Genomic DNA, 19353 nt, shown 5'->3' on the forward strand with positions numbered 1-19353 from the left:
TGGGAGCGGGAGGCGGCGCGCCCGCCGCCGCAAGAGTCGCCGGCCGTCGGGCCGGTGAGAGGACGGCGGGGAAGCCACCCGGCCCGCCCCGCCCGCGAGAACTGACGTCGATCGCGGGCCCTGCGGCGGCCCTTATGAGAAGGCCGCCCCCGCGGCCCCCGCTTCAAACACGGCACCCGTGCGCGGCACGGTCCGCGGCTCCGCAGGGGAGCCGATCGGGACCTCTCCGCACACGGCGACCCTCTCATTATGGCCGAGCGACCTCCAGCGCCTTACATGCTGCGGGACGGCACGCGACAAAGCGTCCACCATCTTGTGCACTGCCCGGACGCCGCCACGGCGGAGATGCGCCAAGGCGCGGTCGGCGGGCGGAGGTCACGCCGGGCGGCGGGAGGCGAGCAGCGGGCCGAGGACGCGGGTCCCCGGGCCGACCCGGCCGCCGGGGCCGGGGACCTGCGTGGTGTTGCCCACGGTCAGCGGCTCCCCGCAGTGGCCGCAGACCGTGACCGGCGTGGTGTCCTGCCCGCAGGAGAGGTGGTGGACGCGGGCGGGCGGGCCGTCCTCGCCGGAGTACCAGCGGTCGCCCCAGTTCATCAGGGCGAGCAGCACCGGGTACAGCTCCTCGCCCTTCGCCGTGGCGCGGTAGTGCTCGCGGGGCGGCCGTTCCCGGTAGCGCTCGCGCACGAGGATGCCCTCCTCGACCAGCCGGGACAGCCGGGCCGAGAGGACCTTGCGGGAGATGCCGAGATCGGTGGCGATGTCGTCGAAGCGGGTCACCCCGGACAGCACGTCACGCATGATCAGCGCGGTCCAGGCGTCCCCGAAAAGGTCGGTGGCGCGGGCTATGGAGCAGGCCACGTCGGTGAGGGGAGTACGGGTCACGACACAACGGTATACGAGTTCCCTGAGGGAACCCAGACAAGGTAGGGTTCCTTTAAGGAACCGAAAGCCGCACGGGTCGAGGAGAGCAGCATGGCCGTCCCCACCATCGCACTTGACACACGATCGCCCGAGGCCGTCGACGGCAGGCAGATCAGGGCCGTCGCCTTCCAGGAGGTGCGGCTGGCGTACGTGTCCGGGGTGCTGAACGACCACGGCCTGGTCGCCGTCGGACGCCGCGCGCTGGTCGTCGGCAGCGGGCGGGGCCTGCTCGCGCGCGGACTCGCGGGCCTGGGCTTCGAGGTGACCGCCGTCGACCCCTCCCCCACCGCCACGGCGATGGCGCGCGAGGCGGACGACGGTGCGGCCGTCGAGTACCACACGGCCCCCGCCGAGGACCCGCGCCTGCCGGAGGCCGCCTTCGACCTCGCCTACTACGCCGACACCTTCGAGATCACCTCCGACCTCGACCGGGTCGTCGGGCACGCCTCCCGGGCGCTCAAACCGGACGGCCTGCTGGTCTACGACACCGTGAACCGCACGCTGCCGTCCCGGCTCGTCTACCTCCTCGCCTTCCAGACCCTGCCGATGACCCGCATCATGCCCGCGGGCCGCTACGCCTCCGCGCGGCTGCGCACCCCCGGTGAGATGACCGCCGCCCTCGCCCGCCACGGGCTGCGCAACGACGACGTCTGCGGCTTCAAGCCGCGCCGGATACGCAACCTGGTCACCGCCACCCTCGCCCGCCGGCGCGGCGAGATCACCGATGACGGGATCCCCGCCATGGCCGACTTCGTCCTGGACCCGCACGGCCGCCCGGTCGTCACCTACCTCGGCCACGCCCGCAAGGTGTGAACCCCGCCGGTTCCCTGGGTACGGGACAGGTGAGGACGCGCCCCGCCCGGGGCGCCTCGGCTGCGACGCGGAACGTGCACGGCGATGCGCGAGCTTCGGGAACTGGCGGAGCGGACCCCCGCACGGCGGGACCGCCACGTCGACCTGGTGCGGGCCGTGGCGATCACGGCCGTGGTCGCCGGGCACTGGCTGGTGGTGGACGTCACCCACGACGCCGAGGGGTTCCGGGGGCACAGCATCCTGGAGGTGGTCGCCTGGACCCGGCCGCTGACCTGGCTGTTCCAGGTGATGCCGCTGTTCTTCCTGGTCGGCGGGTACGCCAACGCCGCGTCCCTCACCTCGCACCTGGCGCGCGGCGGCCACGCCACGGGCTGGGTGCTCACGCGGACGGCCCGGCTCGTCCGGCCCACCACGGTGCTGCTGTGCGGGCTGGTGGCCGTGGCCGTCGCGGCCCGGGCCTTCGGCGTCGCCCCGTCCCTGATCGGGCTGGGTGTCTGGCTGGCGGTGATGCCGCTGTGGTTCCTGGTCGCCTACATCGCCGTGGTGGTGCTCACCCCGCTCACCTACGCCCTGCACCGCCGCGCGGGCCTGGCCGTCCCGGTCGTCCTCGCGGGGCTGGTCGGCGCCGGGGACCTCGCCCGCGTCGTCTTCGGCCTCCCCTACGGCGGGCAGGCGAACTACCTGTTCGCCTGGCTGGCCGTCCACCAGCTCGGCTTCTCCTGGCAGGACGGCCGGCTGCCGTCCCGGCCGGCCGTGGGGCTGCCGATCGCGGCGGGCGGGCTCGCCGTCCTGCTGCTCCTCACCGTGGCCGGCCCGTACCCGGTCAGCATGGTGGACTTCGGCGACGCGAAGCTGCAGAACACCGCGCCGCCCACGCTCGCGCTGCTGGCCCTCGCCGTGACGCAGGCGGGGCTGGCGCTGGCGCTGCACGACCTGGGCAACCGGTGGCTGCGGCGGCCGGGGCCGTGGACGGCCATCGTCGCGGAGAACTCCGTCGTCATGACGCTGTTCCTCTGGCACATGACCGCGCTGGTGATCGGCGTCGTCGCGCTCTACGGGACCGACCTGATGCCCTCCGCCGCGCCCGGGTCACCGGCCTGGCTGCTGCTGCGCGTCCCGTGGCTCGCCTTCCTGACGGCGACCCTGGCCGTCCTCGTGGCGGTGTTCGGCCGCGTCGAGCGGCGCGGCGTCCTCGGGGACCGGCGGGCCGTCACCCGGCCCGCCGGTGAACGGCCCAGGCGGACGGCGCAGGCCGTCCTGACCGTCGCCGGGGCCGCCGCCGTGCTGGCCGCGCTGCTCCAGGTCGCGCTGGCCGGGTCGGCCTACCACGGTCTCACCGGCCTGCCCCCATCGGCGCTGGCGGTGTACGGCGCGGGCGCGGCCCTGCTGGCCGGCGTCCGCGCGGGCGCCGCTCGTGAGGGGGCCGGGCGCCGCTCCGGCGCCTAACCGGCCCCGGCCGGCACGCCGCGAAGACCGTCGCGCCGTCGATCATCGGCGCGGCACCGCCACCACCGCCTCGATCTCCACGGCCAGATCGGGCCTGGCCAGCGCGGCCACCACCACGAGCGACTGCGCGGGCCAGTCGCCGCCGGGATACCAGCGGCCGAAGGCCTCCCCGATGGCGGCACGGCAGCCGGCGAGATGTTCGGTGCCCGCGACCATCGTGAAGAGCTTCACCAGATGCTCCGGGCCCGCGCCCATGGAGGCCAGCAGCGTCTCGATGTTGGCGAACACCTGGCGCGCCTGCGACTCGGCGTCCGGGCCGGCCAGCTCACCGTCCCCGAGGACGCCGACCTGGCCGGCCACGAACACGATTTCGTGTCCGTCCGGGACGGCGGCCAGGTGGCTGTACCGGCCGATCGGCGGCGCGAGGTCGTCCGGGCTCCAGCGGCGGATCATCGTTCACTCCTTCGGTCGGGGGGGCGGCACACACGCCGGGCCGCCCGAGCCGGCGTGCTCGGCCGGCGGGATGCAGGATTTCATGGCGGAACGCCCCGAGGCGGGAGGAGCCGGAGGCAATGCCGTAGATCAAGCATTTACCCACGTGACGGCGTGGAGCCCGGTGGCGCGGGGGAGTCTCACGATCACACCTGGGTGCGTGTGGGCAAACCTGGGAATCGGGCAAACCGGAGATATCGTGGAAGATCTGTACTTGCCGGCGGTGAGCCGCCGTAAGCTGCTGGGCCTGTCGACCGTCGCCCTGGCCGGCGCCGTCCCCCGCGCCGCCTGTCCCGAACCCGAACCCGACGACTACCCGGCTCCCCCGGCGGCACCCGATCTCACGCTTTACAAGCATGAGAGCAAGCCGCACGGGCATGAGGACAGACCGCCGCTGACGCCGCCGGAGGACCTCATGCGCGAGCACGGGGTGCTGAAAAGGGTCCTGTTGGTGTACCGGGAAGGCATCCGGTGGATCGAGCACGACGAACAGGTTCCCGCGCACGCGTTGCACGCCGCCGCCCGCGTCATCCGCGACTACATCGAGCGCTACCACGAGTACCTGGAAGAACGGTACGTGTTCCCGCGCCTGCGCAAGGCAGGCCGGCTCCGCCACACGGTCTCGGTGCTGGAGGTCCAGCACAAGCGGGGACGCGAGCTGACCACCCGCATCCTGGCCGCCACGAAGCACTCGCACGCCTCGTCCCACCGGCGTGAGGCCCTGGTCGACGACATGGCCGCCTTCATCAGCATGTACGAGCCGCACGAATCCCGGGAGGACACGGTGGTGTTCCCCGTCTTCCGCAAGGTGACGCCGGCCAAGGAGTTCCGGCACCTGGGCGAGGTCTTCGAGGCCGAGGAGCACCGCCGTCTCGGCCAGCGCGGTTTCACCTCGGTGGTCCACCGGGTCGCCGACATAGAAAAGGCCCTGGACATCCACGACCTGTCCCAGTTCACCCCGCCGAAGTCGTCACCTCACCGGGAAGAGGGAGGACGTTCGGCACGGTGATCGACGACCGTGGACCGTCCCGGACCACTTGACCACGCCAAGCTCCGCCTGGCGATCCGCTCATCGCCCCGCGCGCGTCCATGTTATGTTCTCCATACCAAACCTTTTGGTATGGAGAGAGGGAGACGTGGGAAGCACGGGAGAACGGGCGTGGCTGTCGGCGGGCCTGGCGTTGCTGTCCGAGCAGGGCGCCCCGTCGGTGACCCTGGAGCGGCTGTGTGAGCGCATGGGCATGTCGAAGGGCGCCTTCTACCACCACTTCGGATCGATGCCGAGGTTCCGGACCCGCTTGCTGGCGCACTTCGAGGCCGAGCACACCACGGCGATCATCGATGCGGTGGAGGCGCCAGGCGGCCTCCCCGCCCGGGAGCGGCTGACCCGGCTGATGGCGGAGGCGATCAAGAACACCGGCCCGGAGCTGGAGATCGCGGTGCGGGCCTGGGCGAAACAGGACCCCGAGGCGGCGGCGGTGCAGACGCGTGTGGACGCGACCCGTGTCGACTATCTGCGCAAGCTGTGCGAGGAGGCCGGTCATGCCACACCGGACATGATGGCCAAGCTGCTGTACCTCGTGCTGATCGGGGGGTCGCACGTGATGCCCCCGCTTTCCCCCGCCGACAAGCACCGCGTATACGACCTGCTGCTCCCGCTTCTCGGCTGACCGCCACCATCGAGGAGGCCACCTGTTGAACAGCCACGTGTCGGGCATCATCGACACCACCCCCGAACTGGCCGGTTTCGTGTCCGAGGCCGACCACATCGATGTGAAGACGGCCGAATCCCGGGCGAGCCTGCGGGAGTTCACCGCGGGGGCCATGAGCTGGCGGCCCGGCTGGCTGAGGGCGCTGTTCCGCGCCAGGGCGGTGCTGGCCAGGCTGCTGCGGCTACGCGATCCCGACGTCCCGGCCGGCAGGCCTCTGGCCCCGGAGGAGATCTCCCTCGTCCCCGGCGACAAGATCGCCTTCTTCGCCGTCAGCGCCGCCGCCGAGGACCGCTACATCGTCCTCGAGGCGGCGGACACCCACCTGACCGCCCGGCTCGCCATCGTCACCACGCCATCGGCGGACGGTGACGCCAGGTTCGATGTGATCACCGTGGTGAAGTACCACCGATGGACCGGCCCGCTCTACTTCAACCTGATCCGTCCCTTCCACCACCTGGTGGTCGCCGGCATGACCCGCGCGGGTGCCAGTCGGGCACCCGGGAGCACGCCGTCATGAGGAGCTCCGCACCCCCGGAACCCGGCAGGCCCGGCACCAGAGGCCGGTGGCGCGACGCGGCGGACCCGCGCCGGGCCCCGGCAGGACGGCCACTCGCACCGAAGAGCCCGGCACCGCTGGTGGCTGAGGACGGTCGGCGACGCTAGCCCCGCCGGCTCCGGTGGCGGATCTTGATGTCGCGCATGTCGGTGACCGCCACCTTCAGGATCCGGTACGGATGGCCGTGCGCGTCGAGCGCGGCGATCGCCGCGTCGGTCGCCTCCTTCTCGCCGTCGTCCGGGCCGGAGGGCACCTGGCAGCGGAAGGTGAACGCCGAGACGCTCTGGTCGAAGGTGAAGGTGCCCGCCTCGGTGAAGGCCGCGGTGCTCTGCTCGCGGAGGGCGGCGCGGGCGGCGTCGCCCAGCCCCTCGAACGTCCCCCGGATGGTGACCCTGAACATCGTCATTCCTCTCGTACGGCATAGGTGAGGACGCGTTCGCCGAGCAGGCCCTCGACGGCGTCCAGGAGCTCCAGCACGGCTTCGGCGATCACGTCGGGGGAATCCCCCGCCGAGACGCGGGCGCCGATCTCGGCGAAGACCAGCGAGTGGAACCAGCCGATCTGGCCGGCGACCAGGCGGGGCAGCGGGTCGCCGGGCGGGGCGGCCGTCTCCTCGGCGAGGACGGCGGCGAGCTCCTCGACCATCTGCCTGCCGAGGTTCCCCAGGCGGGCGGTGAGGGTGGGCGCGGCGCTCATCATCTCGAAGACCCGCCCGAAACCTTCGGTCAGTCCCAGCTTGCGCTCGCGCCGGCGCAGCTCGCCGCGCAGATGGCCGAGGACGGCCCGTGCGGCGGACTCGCCGGCGGCGCGGTCGCGGACGATGTCGGCGAGCCGCCGCGGCGAGGCCTCGTCCGGCGGCAGGACGAGGTCCTCCTTGGCCTCGAAGTAGTTGTAGACGGTGTTGACCGACACCTCGGCCGCCGCCGCCACCTCGGCGATCGTGACCTGCTCGAAGCCCCGCTCCACGAACAACGCGATCGCCACGTCGGCGATGCGCTGCCGCGTCTGCCGCTTCTTCCGTTCCCGAAGCCCTTCTGACACGGCGAGAAGCTTAACCACATTCAAACTTGCAATCGACTCCATTTTTGTTGTCGACTGCAATGGGATGCCCGCCCGCGGGAGGAACGGCGAAACCCTTCTCAGGGAGGCCCCTTCTCCGACGAGAGGATCACCTCGAGCGGGGCCATCGCGACGAAAGTCGTACCCCTGGAGTCGTCTGCGCGACCGAGGTACGCCCGGGGTGCGCGCCGCGATGATCGTCGCCATGCGAACACCTTTCATCGGCGGCGCACTGGCCGCCGCCGTCACCGTGCTCGTCGTCCTGACGCCCGCGAACCCGGCCGGTGCCGCGGCCACCCCGCCGGGCGACCTGCTCAGCAGGGTGCGGACGAACGCGGTCGCCGACGCCACCCCCACGGGGCGCAGACACGGCCTCCCCCTCGCCGTGCTCGGGTTCCGGTCGTGAGGCGGGACGGCGGAACGCGGAAGGCACACCACCTCCTGGCGCCGGTCATGGCGGCGGCCCTCGCCCTGACGGCGTGCACGACGCCGAAGCGTTCGGCACCCACCGCGTCCACCTCCGCGGAAGTCACCCCGGCCGCCTCGGCGTCCGGCGCGGCGACGGCCGCCCCGGACACACCGGTGGGCAGGCAGCTCGGCTGGTTCCTCGGCACCGTGACCAGGCTGCCGCTGCCGGAGAGCGAGGTGACCGCGCACATGAGCGCCGGCTTCCTCGCCGAGGTGCCGCCGGCCAAGCTGAACGAGCTGCTCGGGCAGCTTGCGGATCTGCGCCTGGACGGGCTGACGGAGGCGAAGCCGACGGCTCTGACGGCCATGGTGACGGCGGCCGGACAGCGGTTGACGCTGACGATGGCGGTCGACGAGGCGGGGAGGATCGAGGAGCTCCGGCTGTCCGGAGCCGACCAGCCGTCCTCCGCCCCGGCCCCCGCCGACTGGAGCGAGGTCGACACCCGGCTGCGGGCCGTCGCCCCGGACGTCGGCTTCCTGGCGGCGGAGCTCACCCGCGACGGCGCCTGCCGCCCGGTGCACGCGATCGAGCCGGCCACACCCCGGCCCCTGGGGTCGATCTTCAAGCTGTACGTGCTGAGCGCCGTCGCCGACAGGATCCGCGACGGGAAGCTGTCGTGGGACACCTCCTTGACCATCACCGGCAAGGTGAGGATCCCGCCGGGCGTGCTCTACGAGAAGCCCGAGGGCAGCACGGTGACGGTTCGCGAGGCGGCCAAGCTGATGATCTCCATCAGCGACAACGCGGGCACCGACCTGCTGATCGACACGGTCGGCCGCCCGGCGGTGGAGGCCCAGGTGCGCGAGTGGTCCGGCCACGCCACGCTCAACATCCCGTTCCTCACCACCCGGGAGTTCGTCCTGTTGAAGGCGGCCGACTACCCGAGGCTCGCCGACACGTACACCGCGCTGAAGGGCGAGCGGCGGCGCCACTATCTGGAGACGACCGTCGCCGGCAGGTCCCTGGCCGGCCTGAAGGACTGGAGCCGGCCCCGGCACATCGGCAGCGTGGAGTGGTTCGGCTCGCCAGGTGACGTCTGCCGCGCCTACGCCGGTCTGGCCGCGCTCGGCGGCGAGCGGCTCCACGAGGTGATGTCCGCGAGCGACGCCGGGCTCAAGCTGGACCCCGGCGGGTGGCCCGCCGTCTGGTACAAGGGCGGGTCCGAGGCCGGGGTGCTGACCATGGCCTTCCTCGCCCGCTCGGCCACGGGCCGGACGTTCGTCGTCACGGTCCTGACCTCCGATCCCCGCACCGCATACGACGAGGCGAAGGCCGCGGCCGAGCCCCTGTCCCTGGTCCGCGGTTCTTTCTCCCTACTGGCCAAGAAATGACGACCATGAACATGAAGATCATGACCCCGGTGACGGCGGCGGTGCTGCTGACGGCGGCGCTCGCCGCACCGGCCGAGGCCGAGGCCCCCCGCGGCGTGGACGGGCTGTGGAAGACCGGCGGCTACGGCCTGGTGCTGTCCGTCCAAGGCGACACGCTGAAGTGGTACGAGGTCACCCGTATCAGCTGCCTGCCGGCCGGTGACCCGTTGAGGAGGCTCGGGCGTGCCGCCGACGGCACGGTCACCTTCGGCACCGCCAAGGGCCCCGTCCTGACCGTCCGAGCCGAAGGGCGCGACCGGGGGCTGGCGCACGTCACGGGCGACGTCGCGGACAAGGACCTGACGCGGATCGGCAGGCTGCCCGAGCGCTGCGCGCGCCCGGCGCGCGAGGACCCGGTGACGACGTTCGACGTCTTCTGGCGGACCCTCCAGGAGAACTACGTGAGCTTCGCGGCCAAGCACGTCGACTGGCGGGCCGTGCGCGACCGGTACCGGCCCCGGGTGAACGCGCGGACGGGCGACGACCGCCTGTTCACGATCATGACCGACATGATCAGGCCGCTCGGCGACCCTCACACCAGCGTCATGCGGGACGAGCGGCACTTCTTCCTCGGCCGGCGTCCCGGCACCCGCCTGCCCGTCGGCGACGACCTGAAGCCCCGGATCGACAAGGTCGTCGCAGCGGAGCTGGGCGGGCCGGCGCGGACCTGGGGAGAGGGGCAGCTGGCGTACGCCGACCTGCCGGGCGGCCTCGGGTATCTGCGGATCACCGGCTTCGGCGGTTACGCCGGGGAGAGCGGCACCCTGGAGGAGGATCGGGCCGAGCTCGACCGGATGCTCGACGAGGTGTTCACCCCGTCCAGGATCCGGGACCTGCGCGGGCTCGTCGTCGACGTCCGGTACAACACCGGCGGGTACGACGATCTCGGTCTCCGGGTGGCGTCCCGGCTGACCGACCGGCCGTACGTGGCCTACACCAAGAGCGCCCGCGACGACGCCGACGACCCGGCGCACCGCGGCCGTACGCGGTCGGTCACGGTGCGGCCGTCCCGCGCCCCCGTCTACAGGGGCCCGATCGCGTTCCTGACCAGTGACATGACCGTCAGCGCCGGCGAGACCTTCACCATGGCGATGATGGGCCGCACGCCCGAGCCGCGCAGGATCGGCGGCGCGACCCAGGGGGCGTTCTCCGACATCCTGGGCCGACATCTGCCGAACGGCTGGCGGTTCGGGCTGTCCAACGAGGACTACCGCGCGCCCGGCGGCCGATCGTACGAGGGCGTGGGGATCCCGCCGCACGAGCGCACGCCGGTGTTCACCGAGGACGAGCTCGCCGCCGGTCGCGACTCGGCCTTCGACCAGGCCGTCGCCTGGCTTTCCCGGCCCCTCTCGGCGACCGCCTCACCGGCTTCGCCGCCCCGGAGCCGCTGACGCCAGCAGGGCCACCACCCTGGTGAGGGCCTCGGGGGTGGCGGTGAAGGGCAGCCGCAGGTAGTGGTGGAGGGCACGGTCGGCCGAGAAGCGCGGACCGGTCGCGAGCGCCAGGCCGGGCACGGGACGCACCGGCTCCGGCAGGCGCAGCCACAGCGAGAGCCCGCCGGGCGGGACGGTGAACGACCACTCCGGGTGCGCCGCGAGCAGCCCGGCCAGATGGTCGCGCTGCTCCCGCAGGCGGGCCCGGCGGTCGTCCAGCAGGCCGGCGAAACCCTGGTCGTCCCCGAGGAGCTCACAGGCGATCAGCTGTTCGAGCGGCGGAGGCGAGAACCGCCCCTGGAGCGGGTTCAGCAGCAGCTCGCGGACCCGGGCGGCGGTGGTCCTGATCCAGCCGACGCCGAGGCCCGCCCAGATCACCTTGCTGGTGGACCCCACCGAGACGACGCCCGGGCCGGACAGGAACGGCACCGGGCGCGGCGGGGTGCGAAGGTCGAGGTCGCGCATGGTCTCGTCCACGATCACGGTCAGTCCGTGGCGGGCGGCGAGCGCGGCCACCTCCGACCGCTCGGCCGGCGGCATGTGGGCGCCGGTCGGGTTGTGGAAGTCGGGGACGAGGTAGGCCAGGCGGGGCCGGTGGGCGCGTACGGCGTCGCCGAGCAGGGCCAGGTCCCAGCCGTCGGCCGTCACCGGAACCGAGACGAGGCGGGCGCGGCGGCGGCGCAGCAGGTCGAGCGCGCCGGGGTAGGTGGGGTGCTCCACCAGCACCGGCGCGCGTCCGTCACGCAGGTGGTCGGTGAGCAGTTCGAGGGCGGCCTGGGCGCCCGAGGTGATCAGGATCTGCTCGGGGCGGGTGGGCAGCCCGTCACGGGTGTACCGGCCGGCGACGACCTCGCGCAGCCGGGGCAGGCCCGCGCTGGAGGTCCCGTCGTCCACCAGGAGCGTCGCGAGCCGGCCGACGGCGCGCCGGGCGGCGGCGAGGTAGGCCTCGTGGGGTGCGGCGGTGACCGCCAGGGTCAGATCGATCTCGGGGCGGGCTCCGCCGTGGTCCTGCGACCAGGGCGCGGTGCGCTCGGTGAGGTCGCGGGGCAGCCGGACGACGCTGCCGCTGCCGTGCCTGGTGTGGATCCAGCCGCCGTCGCGCAGCGCGGCGAGGCCGGCGACGACGGTGCCCCGGCTCAGGGCGAGCGCCTGCGCGAGCGCGCGCTCCGAGGGCAGCGCGGTGCCGACCGGCAGCCTCCCGTCGAGCACGGCCTCACGTACGGCGCGGGCGAGCTCCCGAGCCAGGGGACGCCGCCCGCCGCGCCAGTCGCCGAGGCTCACGACGAAGGAACGGGCACCGGGCGGCTGGACGGTCATCGGTCCAGTTTGCCAGCAGTGGACCAGTACGACGCCGCGCCCGCTTCCTAGGCTGGGCGCCATGCATCCTCTGCTCGCCCGAGATCTCGACTCCCTGCCGGAGCTGCTGGAGGAGGTCCGCGGGTACGCCGCCGGCGTGCTCGGCGGCCTCGCCGACCGCCCCGTGACCCGCCCCGCCGTGCCCTCTTCCTCCGCCGCTTCCCTGCCCGTCGAGGGCGCAGGGACGAAAGGGGCGCTGGACCGGTTCGCCGAACGGTGGGAGCCGGGGTTCAGCGGTAGTGCCGGGCCGCGCTACCTCGGCTTCGTCACCGGCGGCGCCACGCCCGCCTCGCTCGCGGGCGACTGGCTGACCGGCACGTTCGACCAGAACCCCACCAGCCGCGCCGACTCCGCCGCCACCGAGCTGGAGCGCGAGACGCTGGGGTGGCTGCGCGGCCTGTTCGGGCTCGGCGAGGAGCACCACGGCATGTTCGTCAGCGGCGCCACCATGTCGAACTTCACCGGCCTGGCGATCGCCCGGGAGTGGCTCGGCGAGCGGCTCGGGGTCTCGGTCACCACCGACGGCGTCGCCGCCCTCGGGACGGTGCCGGTGCTGTCCGGCGCCGCGCACTCCAGCGTCGGCAAGGCCCTGTCGATGCTCGGGCTCGGCAGGGGCGCGCTGCGCCCGGTGCCCCTCCTGCCCGGCCGGGAGGCCGTCGACGTGGGCCGCCTCGCCGAGGCGCTGGCCGCGCTGGACGGACGCCCCGCGATCGTCGTGGCCAACGCCGGAACGGTCAACACCGTCGACTTCGATGACCTGCGCGCCGTCGCGGCCCTGAAGGACCGGTTCCCGTTCTGGCTGCACGTGGACGCCGCGTTCGGGGGCTTCGCGGCCCTCTCCCCCCGCCACGCCCATCTGCTGGAGGGCCTGGAGGCCGCCGACTCGGTCTGCGTGGACCTGCACAAGTGGCTCAACGTCCCCTACGACGCCGCCGTCCAGTTCACCCGGCGGCCCGACCTGCAGGTCGCCGCCTTCCACAACGCCTCCCCCTACCTCGGCATGCCCACCGGCGACCCCGACCCCGTTCACCTGACGCCGGAGAACTCCCGGCGGCTGCGCGCGCTGGCCACCTGGTTCACCCTGGCAGCGTACGGCCGGGCAGGGCACCGCGAGATCGTCGAACGCAACGCGGCCGAGGCGTCGCGCCTGGGCGAGGCCCTGGAGGCGCACCCCTCCTTCCGCCTGCTGGCCCCGGTCCGGCTGAACGTCGTGTGCTTCACCCTCGCCGGGGCGCCCGCCCAGGAGCGGGTGGACGCGCTGCTCCGGCACGTCGCCGCCTCCGGGGAGGCGTTCCTGACCCCGACGGTGTACGCCGGCGTGCCGGCCGTCCGCGCGGCGTTCAGCAACTGGCGTACGACGGCCTCGGACACCGCGCGCGTGCTCGCCGCCCTGGACGAGGCGGCCGCCTCCCCCGCCTGAACGGCCGGCCCATCGGTTCAGGCGGGCAGCGGACGGGTCGCGGCGTCGAGGATCTCGAGCACGTGCCGATACGGGTGCCCGGTCGCCCGGGTCATCCCGAGTTCGCAGGTGCGGTTGACCGACACGTGGGCCGTGGCCCGGTGCCCCTGGACGGCACGGGCCTCGGCGGCGGTCGCCGAGGCGGTCAGCTCCGGATGCAGCAGCCCCCGGTCGCCGGCGAAGGCGCAGCAGCTCCAGTCCTCGGGCTGCACGACCTCCTCGGCCGCCGCGGCCGCCACGCGGAGCAGCGCGGGGTTGATGCCGAGCTGGGTGGACGAGCAGGTCGGGTGGACGACGATCGACGGGACGCGCCGCGCCGCGGGAAGGTGCGGCAGGACGGCGGTGTCCACGAAGGCGACCGCGTCCACGACCTGGACGCCCTCCTCGGCGAGCATGCGCACCAGGCCCTCGGTGCACGAGGCCGCGTCGACCACGACGGGGAGCGCGCCGTCGCCGGTGGCCCGGCGCAGGATCGGCACGACCTTCTCGCGCATCGCGGCGTAGCCGTCGGTCAGCCCCTTGGACTTCCAGGGGGTCCCGCAGCACAGGGAGGCGATGCCCTCCGGCACCCGCACCGAGACGCCGGCCCGGTCGCACAGCGCCAGGAAGGCCTCACGGACGCCGCCGCCGTCGTCCGCCGGGCCGAACATCGTGGACACGCAGGCGGGGAAGTAGACCGCCGCCGGGGCGTCGGCCGGCCGGGGACGGCGACGAGTGCCGCCGCGGGGCAGCTCCGGCGACCACGCGGGCACCACGTCCTCCCCCAGCAGTGCCCGCCCGGCGGCGGTGGCGCCGGACGGCAGGGGCGCGGGCACGGCGTGGGCGGCGGTCAGCGCGGCCGCGGCCGCGCGCGTGGTGCCGTCCCAGTGCCGTGCGGCGGTCTTCCACGCCTTCCGTTCGATGCGGCCGCGCTGCTCGGCGCGCAGCCGCCGGGTCAGGTCGCCGGTGTCGATGAGGACGGGGCAGGCGGTCTGGCACATGCCGTCGACGGCGCAGGTGTCGACGGCGTCGTACTGGTACTCCTGCTCCAGCCGGCCCAGCAGCTCGGCGTCCCCGTTCTCGCGGGCGCGGGCGATCTCGCGGCGCAGCACGATGCGCCGGCGGGGTGTGGTGGTGAGGTCCTTGCTGGGGCAGACCGGTTCGCAGTAGCCGCACTCCACGCAGCGGTCGACCTCGGGCTCGACGGTGGGCGTGGACTTCAGGTGGCTGATGTGGACGGCCGGGTCGTCGTTGAGCAGGATGCCGGGGTTGAGCAGCCCGTCCGGGTCGAGGAGGCGCTTGACCTCGCGCATGACGTCGTAGAGCTCGTCACCGTACTGCCGGCGGACGAAGGGGGCCATGATCCGGCCGGTGCCGTGCTCGGCCTTGAGCGTGCCGCCCTGCCCGAGGACCAGGTCGACCAGGTCGTCGGTGAAGGCCAGGTAGCGTTCCACCAGCTCAAGCCGGTCGAAGTCCTCGTTCAGCAGGAAGTGGACGTTGCCGTCCTTGGCGTGGCCGAAGACGACGCTGCCGGTGTAGCCGTGCCGGTCGAACAGCCCGGTCAGCTCGGTGCAGGTGGGCAGCAGCCGGCCGACGGGGACGGCGATGTCCTCCAGCAGCGCGGTCGTGCCGGACGGCCGCGCGCCGGCGACGGCGGTGTAGAGGCCCTTGCGGATGTGCCACAGCGCGGCCCGCGTGCCGGGCTCGGCGGTGAGCGTGGCCGGAGCCGCCAGGGGCAGGGCGCCGAGGACGGCGGCCGCGGCCTCGGTGCGGTCCCGCAGCTCCTCGGCGGTCGGCCGCTGGTGCTCGACCAGCAGGGCCGCGTGATCGTGGACGGCCAGCCCGCGCAGGTCCGCCGTGGCCTCCGGGTCGCGCTGGGCGACGCGCAGGCTCGTGGCGTCCAGCAGCTCGATGGTGGCGAAGCCCGCCTCGACCAGGGCGGGCAGCGCACCCGTGGCCGCGGCGAGGTCGGGGAACAGCAGCAGCCCGGTGGCCGCGTGGGGGTGGGCGGGGACGGTGCGGAAGGTCGCCTCGGCGACGAAGGCGAGCGTGCCTTCGCTGCCGATGACCAGGTGGGTGAGGATGTCGACCGGGCGGGTGTGGTCGACGAACGAGTTCACGCCGTAGCCCATCGTGTTCTTGATGGCGTACAGCCGCCGGATCGTCTCCACCGACGCCGGGTTGCCGCGCACCCGGTCGCGCAGCCGGGTCAGCCCGGCGTGGATCTCCGGTTCGAGGGCGCGCAGCCGTTCGTCGGCGTCCGGCGCGCCGGTGTCGACGACCGTGCCGCCGGGCAGCACGAGGACGGCCGACTCCAGCGTGCGGTAGGTGTTGAGCTCGGTGCCGCACGCCATGCCGCTGGAGTTGTTGGCGACGACGCCGCCGATCGTGCAGGCGGACTCGCTGGCCGGGTCGGGGCCGAGTTTGCGCCCGTACCGGGCGAGCCGGCTGTTGACGGCGCGCACCGTCGCGCCGGGCTGGACCCGGACCCGGGCGCCGTCGTCGAGGACCTCGATCCCGCGGAAGTGGCGCCGGGTGTCGACGAGCACGCCGTCGGCGGTGGCCTGCCCCGACAGGCTGGTGCCGCCGGAGCGGAACGTCAGCGGCACGCCCCGGGCGGCGCTGACGCGCAGCAGGGCGGCCACCTGCGCCGGGTCGCGCGGGGTGACCACGGCCTGCGGCACGAGCAGGTAGTGGGAGGCGTCGTGGGCGAAGGACAGCCGGTCGGAGGCGCGGGCCGCCACGGCGCCCGGCGCCGCCTCCTCCAGGGCGGCCACCAGGGCCGCGTCCGGCGAGAGCGGGCCGTACGACGACTGGGTGCTGCGGAGCTTCACTCCCGGCTGCCTTCCGATAATCGGTACGGTGAGTCCAGCATCTGGAACGTCATGAAGAATATGCGGATTTTCGGGTAAACGTCAGATCCAGGCGATAACAGTGCGAACCGGACCGGCGACGGCCACCTCCTCGAGGCGGACCGCGTCCTCGCGGTGCCCGGGAGCCGGCCCGGCAGGCACGTGGCCGCCCTCAGTTCAGGAGGGGGACCAGGCCGAGCCCGAAGACGACGTAGAAGCCGGCGGCCACCGCGAGCCGGGTGGGGGTCAGCTTGTGCGCGGCCATCGTGGCCAGCAGGTAGACGATCGCGGCCATGGTGATCAGGCCCGACCAGAGCAGGGCGGCGTCGAACCGCCAGGGGGTGAACAGCAGGCCGAGACCGCTGGGGACGGTGGCCTGGATCATCATGGCGCCGGAGATGTTGGCCAGCGCCAGCTTGGTCTTGCCCTGGCGGACCCAGATGACCGCGTTCATGATCTCGGGCAGCTCGGTGGCGACCGGGGACAGCAGCAACGCGGTGACCGACGCCGAAAGCCCGATCATGGGGCCGATGGCGTCCAGCTGGTGCACGAACAGCTGCGACGCGAAGAAGATCACCACCAGGGTGAGCAGGGTCTGCGCCACGACCGCCCAGGTGGCCGGGGAGGCGGCCTTCGGCTGGAACTTCAGCGGCTCCAGGTCGGGACCCTCGTCCTCGTCGTCCCCGCCGCGGATCTCCCGCCAGAAGTAGACGGCGTAGGCGGCGAAGAACAGCAGGCCCAGGACGGGCTTGAACGCGAAGGCGGCCAGGCCCAGACCGACCTTGACGATGAAGATCGGCAGGAACCACGTCTGGTCCTTGGCCAGCCGCCTGGTCTCGCTCTCCGTACCCAGGACCTGGGCGCCCGCCGCCGGTGAGACGTCGGCGCCGGGTCCGGCCACGGCCACCGGCCGTGCCGCCCGGTCCTTGCGCCGCTTGAGCAGCAGCATGGCGCCCGTCACGCCGTAGGCGACGGTGGCCAGGGCGAGCGGGCCGCCCATGGCGGCGCCGACCCCGATGTCCTTGGCCTGCGGCGTCGTGCCGGTGGTGACCGCGACCAGCGTGACCACGGACTCCGGCAACGCGGTGCCGAAGGCGGCCAGAATCGTGCCGACCGCCATCTTCCCGACGTTCAGCCGCTCACCCAGCCACTCCACGGCATTGACGAACCACTCGCACGAGAGGTAGATCGCCACCGCGCAGGCGATGAGCAACACGAAATGGATCACTGAAACGTCCAGCCTTCCCGCCTCGGCGGGGGCTTCGAGGACGACCGGCGCGAGGGGCGGTGCGGCTTCGACCCCGCCGAGACGTAAATCGTCATCGACAAAGGTCGAAGGTCTCGCCCGCCCGCATGGCGCGGGCCCGGCCACCGGGAGCCCGGACAGGGGCTCCAGCATGTCGACGACCGGTTCGCGGGGCTACTCCCCTTCGCAGGGGCCCAGTGTAGGCGACGGGGAGGAATGCCGCCATCGGGGGTCACCTGTGATCGTCAGCGGAGCTTGGGGTCCAGCGCGTCGCGGACGACGTCGCCGAGCATGAGGAAGCTCAGGACGGTGGCGGTGAGGAACAGGGCGGGGAAGACCAGCAGGTGCGGGTAGTCCGCGAAGAACTGCTGGGCCACGTTGAGCTGCAGGCCCCACGACACGTCCGGGTACTGCAGGCCGACACCGAGGTAGTCGAGGGTGGCCTCGCCGGAGATCACGTTGCCGACGTTCAGCATGGCGACGACGAAGACCGGCGCGATGGCGTTGGGGAGGATGTGCTTGATCATGATCCGCCGGTCGCTCGCCCCGAGGGCCTTGGCGGCCTGGACGTAGTCGGAGTCGCGTACGGCGATCACCTGGCCGCGCATGAGCCGGGTCATGGTGGTCCAGCCCAGGAGAACGAGCACGATCGTCATGGCCCAGATGCCGTGCCCGGGGAAGGCGACCAGGATCACCGTGGAGCCGAGCACGAACGGGATGCCGAAGAACACGTCGGTCACCCGGGAGATGACCGCGTCCAGCACGCCGCCGTAGTAGCCGCCGACCAGCCCGAGGGCGATGGCGATCACGAGCGCGAAGACCGTGACCGCCAGGCCGATGAGCACCGAGGCGCGGGTGCCGTGCACGATCTGCGACCAGTAGTCGCAGCCCTGGAGGTCGTACCCGAAGATCGCCGAACCCAGCGGGCCCTTCTTGGACATCCGCAGGTTGCACTGCTCGTTGGGGCCGAGCCGGGCGAACAGCGACGGGAAGGCCGCCATGGCGACGGCCAGCACCAGGATGACCACCGAGATCCAGAAGATGACGCGGCGCCGCAGTTCGAGCCAGGCGTCGTACCACAGCGAGCCGCGCACGTTGCGCGCCGGCTTGGCGCCGGGTGCCGTCGCCTCCACGGAGGCCTTGAGATCAACCACGGCGGATCCTCGGGTCGAGCACGCCGTACAGCAGGTCGACGAGCAGGTTGGCCAGGATGAAGATCATCACAAGGAGGGTGGTGACGCCGACGACGACCGGCCCCTCCTGGAGCTGGATGGACTGGAAGACCTGCTGACCGATGCCCGGCAGGTTGAAGATGCCCTCGGTGACGACGGCCCCCGCCATGAGGTTGCCGAAGTCCACGCCGAGGTAGGTCACCACGGGGATCAGCGAGTTGCGCAGGGCGTGCCGGCCGATGATGCGGGTGCGCCGCATCCCCTTGGCGGCGGCGGTGCGCACGTAGTCGGCCCGCAGGTTCTCCACCACGCTGGTGCGGGTGAGCCGGGCGACGTACGCCAGGCCGAACGAGCCGAGCACCATGCCCGGCAGCAGGTAGCTCACCGGCCAGCCGTCGTCGGTGCCGGCGGTCGGGAACAGGCCGAGGTTCAGGCCGAGCAGGATCTGGGCGGTGTAGCCGACGACGAACACCGGCACCGCGATCACGAAGGTCGTTCCGGCGAGCACGGCGGTGTCGGCCAGCTTGCCGCGGCGCAGGCCCGCCAGGACGCCGAGGCCGATGCCGACGACCAGCTCGAAGATCCACGCGGTGACGCCGAGCTGCGCGGTGACCGACCAGCGGTCCTGCAGCAGCTCGCTGACCGGCTGCCCGGTGAAGGTCTCCCCCAGGTCGCCGCGCAGGAAGACCCCGGCCATGTAGAGGCCGTACTGGACGATCAGCGGGTCGTTGAGGTGGTAGTGCTCGCGCAGGGTCTGCAGGACGTTCTCGGGGAGGGGCTTGTCCCCGGCGAGCGTCAGGATGGGGTCGCCGGGCAGGGCCCACACCATCGCGTAGATCAGGAAGGTGGTGGCCACGAAGACCGGGATAGCCTGCAGGAGGCGGTGGACGGCGTACCTCACTGGCGTGCCCCCGGCTCCCGGCCGCCGGTGACGCGGCCCGCCGGGCACGCGCCGGCGGTTCCGCGGGCGGAGGCCGCACGGCCGGCGGTCCCGCCACCCTGGGCGGGACGGCCGGCG

At 73.0% G+C, this 19353-nt stretch carries 18 protein-coding genes; 9 read left to right on the forward strand and 9 right to left on the reverse strand.

Going from position 1 to position 19353, the window contains the following annotated elements; translation table 11 throughout:
* Nucleotides 1-375: 375 nt before the first annotated feature.
* Entirely contained in the window at nucleotides 376-882 is a 507-nt protein-coding gene (locus tag KIK05_RS40990; RefSeq protein WP_214416295.1) for a winged helix-turn-helix transcriptional regulator, read from the reverse strand.
* 90 nt (nucleotides 883-972) lie between these two features.
* Here KIK05_RS40990 and KIK05_RS40995 point away from each other — a divergent pair, with 90 nt between their 5' ends.
* Together KIK05_RS40995 and KIK05_RS41000 are read left to right on the forward strand one after the other, a co-directional pair.
* Nucleotides 973-1734, forward strand: a complete 762-nt coding sequence (locus KIK05_RS40995; protein ID WP_214416296.1) for a class I SAM-dependent methyltransferase — start codon at nucleotides 973-975, stop codon at nucleotides 1732-1734.
* An 84-nt stretch (nucleotides 1735-1818) separates the two neighbouring features.
* Nucleotides 1819-3180 (forward strand): acyltransferase family protein, encoded by a 1362-nt coding sequence (locus KIK05_RS41000; RefSeq protein WP_214416297.1) that lies wholly within the window; start codon nucleotides 1819-1821, stop codon nucleotides 3178-3180.
* Nucleotides 3181-3222: 42 nt separating this feature from the next.
* On the opposite strand, the gene KIK05_RS41005 is transcribed toward KIK05_RS41000, so the two are convergent.
* Nucleotides 3223-3633, reverse strand: a complete 411-nt coding sequence (locus KIK05_RS41005; protein WP_214416298.1) for a RidA family protein — start codon at nucleotides 3631-3633, stop codon at nucleotides 3223-3225.
* A 262-nt stretch (nucleotides 3634-3895) separates the two neighbouring features.
* Here KIK05_RS41005 and KIK05_RS41010 point away from each other — a divergent pair, with 262 nt between their 5' ends.
* From KIK05_RS41010 to KIK05_RS41020, 3 genes are all read left to right on the forward strand, one after another.
* Entirely contained in the window at nucleotides 3896-4681 is a 786-nt protein-coding gene (locus tag KIK05_RS41010; protein WP_308250335.1) for a hemerythrin domain-containing protein, read from the forward strand.
* A 127-nt stretch (nucleotides 4682-4808) separates the two neighbouring features.
* Nucleotides 4809-5342: a TetR/AcrR family transcriptional regulator gene (locus KIK05_RS41015; RefSeq protein WP_214416299.1), complete on the forward strand. Its 534-nt coding sequence runs from the start codon at nucleotides 4809-4811 to the stop codon at nucleotides 5340-5342.
* A 25-nt stretch (nucleotides 5343-5367) separates the two neighbouring features.
* Complete coding sequence (locus tag KIK05_RS41020) at nucleotides 5368-5901, forward strand: DUF2867 domain-containing protein (RefSeq protein WP_214416300.1); 534 nt, start codon at nucleotides 5368-5370, stop codon at nucleotides 5899-5901.
* A gap of 142 nt (nucleotides 5902-6043) precedes the next feature.
* Here the strand turns inward: KIK05_RS41020 and KIK05_RS41025 are convergent, their stop codons facing one another.
* Together KIK05_RS41025 and KIK05_RS41030 are read right to left on the reverse strand one after the other, a co-directional pair.
* On the reverse strand, nucleotides 6044-6340 hold the full coding sequence (locus KIK05_RS41025; protein WP_214416301.1) for a DUF6204 family protein: 297 nt from the start codon (nucleotides 6338-6340) through the stop codon (nucleotides 6044-6046).
* 2 nt (nucleotides 6341-6342) lie between these two features.
* Nucleotides 6343-6981, reverse strand: coding sequence for a TetR/AcrR family transcriptional regulator (locus tag KIK05_RS41030; RefSeq protein WP_214416302.1), 639 nt, complete (start codon nucleotides 6979-6981; stop codon nucleotides 6343-6345).
* Between the two features lie 223 nt (nucleotides 6982-7204).
* Between KIK05_RS41030 and KIK05_RS41035 the strand changes: the two genes are divergently transcribed.
* Genes KIK05_RS41035 through KIK05_RS41045 form a run of 3 tightly spaced genes read left to right on the forward strand, consistent with a single transcriptional unit; the run spans nucleotide 7205 to nucleotide 10229 of the window.
* On the forward strand, nucleotides 7205-7405 hold the full coding sequence (locus tag KIK05_RS41035; RefSeq protein WP_214416303.1) for a hypothetical protein: 201 nt from the start codon (nucleotides 7205-7207) through the stop codon (nucleotides 7403-7405).
* Nucleotides 7406-7452: 47 nt separating this feature from the next.
* Complete coding sequence (locus KIK05_RS41040) at nucleotides 7453-8799, forward strand: serine hydrolase (RefSeq protein ID WP_214416304.1); 1347 nt, start codon at nucleotides 7453-7455, stop codon at nucleotides 8797-8799.
* Nucleotides 8800-8804: 5 nt separating this feature from the next.
* A complete protein-coding gene (locus tag KIK05_RS41045) occupies nucleotides 8805-10229 on the forward strand; it encodes a S41 family peptidase (RefSeq protein WP_214416305.1) in 1425 nt (474 codons plus the stop codon).
* Here KIK05_RS41045 and KIK05_RS41050 read toward each other — a convergent pair.
* Nucleotides 10200-11588, reverse strand: coding sequence for an aminotransferase-like domain-containing protein (locus KIK05_RS41050; RefSeq protein ID WP_214416306.1), 1389 nt, complete (start codon nucleotides 11586-11588; stop codon nucleotides 10200-10202). The two genes, KIK05_RS41045 and KIK05_RS41050, sit on opposite strands and share 30 nt — an antisense overlap.
* Before the next feature lie 61 nt (nucleotides 11589-11649).
* On the opposite strand from KIK05_RS41050, the gene KIK05_RS41055 reads away from it, so the two are divergent.
* A complete protein-coding gene (locus tag KIK05_RS41055) occupies nucleotides 11650-13047 on the forward strand; it encodes a pyridoxal phosphate-dependent decarboxylase family protein (RefSeq protein WP_214416307.1) in 1398 nt (465 codons plus the stop codon).
* Nucleotides 13048-13064: 17 nt separating this feature from the next.
* Here KIK05_RS41055 and KIK05_RS41060 read toward each other — a convergent pair whose 3' ends face one another.
* From KIK05_RS41060 to KIK05_RS41075, 4 genes are all read right to left on the reverse strand, one after another.
* A complete protein-coding gene (locus KIK05_RS41060) occupies nucleotides 13065-15899 on the reverse strand; it encodes an FAD-binding and (Fe-S)-binding domain-containing protein (protein ID WP_214416308.1) in 2835 nt (944 codons plus the stop codon).
* A gap of 190 nt (nucleotides 15900-16089) precedes the next feature.
* A complete protein-coding gene (locus KIK05_RS41065; RefSeq protein WP_214416309.1) occupies nucleotides 16090-17145 on the reverse strand; it encodes a sodium:calcium antiporter in 1056 nt (351 codons plus the stop codon).
* Nucleotides 17146-17408: 263 nt separating this feature from the next.
* On the reverse strand, nucleotides 17409-18317 hold the full coding sequence (locus KIK05_RS41070; RefSeq protein WP_308250336.1) for an ABC transporter permease: 909 nt from the start codon (nucleotides 18315-18317) through the stop codon (nucleotides 17409-17411).
* Nucleotides 18310-19284: an ABC transporter permease gene (locus KIK05_RS41075; RefSeq protein ID WP_308250339.1), complete on the reverse strand. Its 975-nt coding sequence runs from the start codon at nucleotides 19282-19284 to the stop codon at nucleotides 18310-18312. The genes KIK05_RS41070 and KIK05_RS41075 overlap by 8 nt, the downstream gene beginning before the upstream one ends.
* Nucleotides 19285-19353: the final 69 nt, after the last annotated feature.

This window comes from Sphaerisporangium fuscum (assembly GCF_018531465.1).
In the GTDB taxonomy this organism is placed as follows: domain Bacteria; phylum Actinomycetota; class Actinomycetes; order Streptosporangiales; family Streptosporangiaceae; genus Sphaerisporangium; species Sphaerisporangium fuscum.

Coding starts and splice junctions, on each gene's coding strand:
- KIK05_RS40995 (WP_214416296.1), top strand. CDS start 973: ATGGCCGTCCCCACCATCGCACTTGACACACGATCGCCCGAGGCCGTC.
- KIK05_RS41000 (WP_214416297.1), top strand. CDS start 1,819: ATGCGCGAGCTTCGGGAACTGGCGGAGCGGACCCCCGCACGGCGGGAC.
- KIK05_RS41005 (WP_214416298.1), bottom strand. CDS start 3,633: ATGATCCGCCGCTGGAGCCCGGACGACCTCGCGCCGCCGATCGGCCGG.
- KIK05_RS41025 (WP_214416301.1), bottom strand. CDS start 6,340: ATGTTCAGGGTCACCATCCGGGGGACGTTCGAGGGGCTGGGCGACGCC.
- KIK05_RS41035 (WP_214416303.1), top strand. CDS start 7,205: ATGCGAACACCTTTCATCGGCGGCGCACTGGCCGCCGCCGTCACCGTG.
- KIK05_RS41040 (WP_214416304.1), top strand. CDS start 7,453: ATGGCGGCGGCCCTCGCCCTGACGGCGTGCACGACGCCGAAGCGTTCG.
- KIK05_RS41045 (WP_214416305.1), top strand. CDS start 8,805: ATGAACATGAAGATCATGACCCCGGTGACGGCGGCGGTGCTGCTGACG.
- KIK05_RS41050 (WP_214416306.1), bottom strand. CDS start 11,588: ATGACCGTCCAGCCGCCCGGTGCCCGTTCCTTCGTCGTGAGCCTCGGC.
- KIK05_RS41055 (WP_214416307.1), top strand. CDS start 11,650: ATGCATCCTCTGCTCGCCCGAGATCTCGACTCCCTGCCGGAGCTGCTG.